This window comes from Arsenophonus sp. ENCA (assembly GCF_002287155.1).
Lineage (GTDB): Bacteria > Pseudomonadota > Gammaproteobacteria > Enterobacterales > Enterobacteriaceae > Arsenophonus > Arsenophonus nilaparvatae.
In genome coordinates this window covers 1-3,309 of sequence record NZ_NHNG01000383.1, presented here as the reverse complement: position 1 = coordinate 3,309, position 3,309 = coordinate 1, and the positions used below count along the sequence as shown (strand labels likewise).

Genomic DNA, 3,309 nt, shown 5'->3' with positions numbered 1-3,309 from the left:
ACTGCTTACTTGCAAGAATATTTTATAGATATCTTTAATGCATGGATAACCGGACAAAATATGAACATCCTGATTTTTTCTTGTTTTTAAATTTATACTTCTTTTTTAGAGACTGCGAAACTCGTGTGATCAAGATATAAGTGCAGAGTTGTTCGTGATAAGTCCCAGTGGATTCAAGAGTAATCCTTACATCTTCGAGTAAACATTTTTGGTTTTTCAGCCACTCAATCAATGTCTTAGCTGAATGGTGATCATTTTTAATGACTTTAGTTTTTTGTTTTCCTTCAATACCTTTAGCTAACAGGCAAATATCTAGCTTTTTTTTACTGACATCTATTCCGATTTGATACATGAGAATACTCCTTTCACATAATAAACCATCATGCCTATTCCTCTTGTACATACAGAGTCAATGCTCTCGGTAACCGTCCAATCTAAATGCTGGCATGAAAGGAGAAACAGAGGGCTTTTACTAAAACACAAGGTTTTCCCATCAGGGGTATTACAAGCTCACTCTGTCCCATGTGATAGTAGCTAATTATCACAAAAACAAGATACAAGGGGCATTGTTAAATATTTTTTTATAATTGATGATTACTCTTTAACTATTACTCTGTTATTAATTAAAGTGACAATATTATTTTTGCTAATTTTACAGCGTTTACGGGTTTCAATTTCACCATCAACTTTTACATCACCTTGGGCGATAAGTGCTTTGGCTGCGGCGCCACTATCCACCCAACCTTGCAATTTCAATAAATCACATAATTTAATATAAGGCTGCCCATTTAGATGAAAGATTTCCATTTTATCACCTATTGGTTAGTATTTTGAATATCATGATATTCTTCACAAGCTTGTAAGGTATTTTGCATAAGTGTTGCCACTGTCATTGGGCCAACACCACCAGGCACAGGAGTGATCCAGCTAGCGCGTTGTTGTGCTTCTTGATAGCAGACATCGCCGGTAACGGTGCCATTTTTAAGCCGATTAATTCCCACATCCATAATAATGGCACCTGGTTTTATCCATTCACTGGGAATAAAACTTGGTTTACCGATAGCGACAACTAGCAAATCAGCCTGCTCTATATGTTGACGTAAATTAGTAGTAAATCGGTGGGTGACAGTAGTTGTACAACCAGCAAGTAGCAATTCCAGACTCATCGGGCGACCTACGATATTTGAAGCACCAACGATAACCGCATTTAAACCAAGTAGATTAATTTGGTAGCGCTCAAGTAAGGTAATAATGCCGCGAGGTGTACAAGGGCGTAGTCTTGGGGCTCGTTGGCAAAGACGGCCTATGTTATAAGGATGAAAACCGTCAACATCTTTGTCTGGATGTATATGTTCTAGTATCTTGATATAGTCAATAGTTTTGGGCAGTGGTAATTGAACCAGGATGCCATCAATTGCCTTGTCATTATTAAGTTGATCGATTAATTGTAAAAGTTCAGACTCAGTGGTTTTTTCCGCTAAATCATATGAGCGAGAAATAAAACCAACCGCTTCACAAGTGCGACGTTTACTGTTTACGTAGATTTGTGAAGCCGGATCATTACCGACTAAAATGACTGCAAGTCCGGGAGCTCGCTTGCCTAGTGACAGTCTCAATTTAACTTTTTCGGCAATTTCCTGTTTGATTGTTTCGGAAATCATTTTTCCGTCAATAATTTTTGCTGACATTTATTTCATTAATCCATAAAAACATTGTGATACTGCTATTTTGTCAGAAGAAAGGGATGCTGTCAGTTTTATTAGTAGCCAGAAAATGAGCAGATAGATAATTTGTCATTGAAAAGACATTGACTCAGTGCTCAGCAACCGTATAATCCAACGACATATTTTATTATTGAATAAGCGTTTTTCTAAGCGCCCTTAGCTCAGCTGGATAGAGCAACGGCCTTCTAAGCCGTAGGTCGTAGGTTCGAATCCTACAGGGCGCACCAATAAAATCAATAAGTTAGATGGGTTTCCTTCTCAAAAACCAAAATAACAGGTGCTTTAACGGGTGTTGTTAACTCTTTGAGCTTCGACCCATTCTTCATAATCTCTTTCAGTCCAGCCTAGGAATGTACCGCTTCTACTTTTTTGTGGAGCAGGAAAATCTTTCTTTTTCGCCCACATCCGCCACAAGGTAGGATGGCTTTTGCCGGTCAACTGGCACATTTCTTTAATTCCGATATAACGGGTTGCCATTTTTATAAACCTCTCTTTAATATTAAGCTGCTTCACTATTCGTCATAACGGTGAGCAATCAGGAAGTTGTGAATCGTAGGAATGGGCTTTGTGGTGACGTAATGAAGGAGGGTCAGTATGTCGCTGCCAATATATTTAAATTGGCATTCTCACAGCCCTAATTTTTTAGCGGTAGTTTCGGCCACTTAATATCCTGTGCATGATGTCGTTGGCGATATTTGATGTCACTACCGATCCAAAACTGACCCACTGTGCCAATTTAAGCGCTACCACCTGCGGAAAAACCTCAAAGAAAAATGCCCATAGGAAACAATAAAAACCCAACAAAACAGATGCCCGTCAGCAGATGCATATTTAGCCTCTCGCCGTCACCATTTCGATATGTCAAAAAGCGGCTCAGCAGGGCGCTGGCGCGGTTTCCGGGGGCATGCTAGTACGGAAGTTCGCTTCGCTCACGTATCGGCGCGCTGAAGCTCCTGAGGGCATTTTAAGTACTTTTCGCGCCTCCGATGCCTACGGCATAGACCACCCAAAACAGAAGCAGGTGGGTCAGTTTTACTTCGGCATGGTGGGTCAGATTTCAATTGGCACTGACAATTTGAAGCCAAAACGTGCGATAAATGCCGGGCTACTTTTGTTTCCATTAGTGCAACGGAATTACACTTTCATTTTTCATCAGAGCTTATTTGAGCGTTTCGATTAACTGGAAAATATTTGTACATGCTAGCCAATGAAACGCCATACAGTAATGCAAGCTGTTTTCTACTATTGCCGGACTCAAGTAATTTTTTTGCCTGCTCTTGCTGTGCAGAAGATAATGAGTAAGGTCTACCGCCAATACGCCCCCTACTTCTTGCTGCTGCTAAACCTGCCTTAGTACGCTCAACAATCAGTTCTCGCTCCATCTGTGCCAACGCACTCATCACATGAAAGAAAAAACGGCCAGCGGACGTAGAGGTATCAATAGCATCCGTCAAACTATAAACTAGTTGCTGAATAGAGACTTGCATTTTTTGTCACGCTATTGAGAATAAAAAGAGGTTTAACTTAGAGAATAAAGGTTTGAAATGATCAACAAAGAGCGGCTGTTACGAGATAATCGTTTATG

General features: G+C 40.2%; 4 protein-coding genes, 1 tRNA gene and 1 pseudogene. 1 reads left to right on the top strand and 5 read right to left on the bottom strand.

The window, feature by feature from the left end; translation table 11 throughout:
* Positions 1 to 34: 34 nt before the first annotated feature.
* The 3 genes from CBG25_RS10050 to folD form a co-directional block, all read right to left on the bottom strand.
* Positions 35 to 352, bottom strand: coding sequence for a transposase (locus CBG25_RS10050; RefSeq protein ID WP_290606421.1), 318 nt, complete (start codon positions 350 to 352; stop codon positions 35 to 37).
* Positions 353 to 594: 242 nt separating this feature from the next.
* Positions 595 to 807, bottom strand: a complete 213-nt coding sequence (locus CBG25_RS10045; protein ID WP_290606419.1) for an RNA-binding S4 domain-containing protein — start codon at positions 805 to 807, stop codon at positions 595 to 597.
* 8 nt (positions 808 to 815) lie between these two features.
* A complete protein-coding gene (folD, locus tag CBG25_RS10040) occupies positions 816 to 1,688 on the bottom strand; it encodes a bifunctional methylenetetrahydrofolate dehydrogenase/methenyltetrahydrofolate cyclohydrolase FolD (RefSeq protein WP_290606417.1) in 873 nt (290 codons plus the stop codon).
* 186 nt (positions 1,689 to 1,874) lie between these two features.
* Between folD and CBG25_RS10035 the strand changes: the two genes are divergently transcribed.
* A tRNA-Arg gene (locus tag CBG25_RS10035) sits at positions 1,875 to 1,951 on the top strand.
* A gap of 55 nt (positions 1,952 to 2,006) precedes the next feature.
* On the opposite strand, the gene CBG25_RS10030 is transcribed toward CBG25_RS10035, so the two are convergent.
* Together CBG25_RS10030 and CBG25_RS10025 are read right to left on the bottom strand one after the other, a co-directional pair.
* Entirely contained in the window at positions 2,007 to 2,201 is a 195-nt protein-coding gene (locus tag CBG25_RS10030) for an AlpA family phage regulatory protein (protein ID WP_290606415.1), read from the bottom strand.
* Between the two features lie 665 nt (positions 2,202 to 2,866).
* Positions 2,867 to 3,181: pseudogene (locus CBG25_RS10025) on the bottom strand (recombinase family protein); the annotation flags it as partial.
* Positions 3,182 to 3,309: the final 128 nt, after the last annotated feature.

Bases quoted from the DNA above. Each gene is read 5' to 3' on its own strand.
- CBG25_RS10050 (WP_290606421.1), bottom strand. From the start codon at position 352: ATGTATCAAATCGGAATAGATGTCAGTAAAAAAAAGCTAGATATTTGC.
- CBG25_RS10045 (WP_290606419.1), bottom strand. From the start codon at position 807: ATGGAAATCTTTCATCTAAATGGGCAGCCTTATATTAAATTATGTGAT.
- folD (WP_290606417.1), bottom strand. From the start codon at position 1,688: ATGTCAGCAAAAATTATTGACGGAAAAATGATTTCCGAAACAATCAAA.
- CBG25_RS10030 (WP_290606415.1), bottom strand. From the start codon at position 2,201: ATGGCAACCCGTTATATCGGAATTAAAGAAATGTGCCAGTTGACCGGC.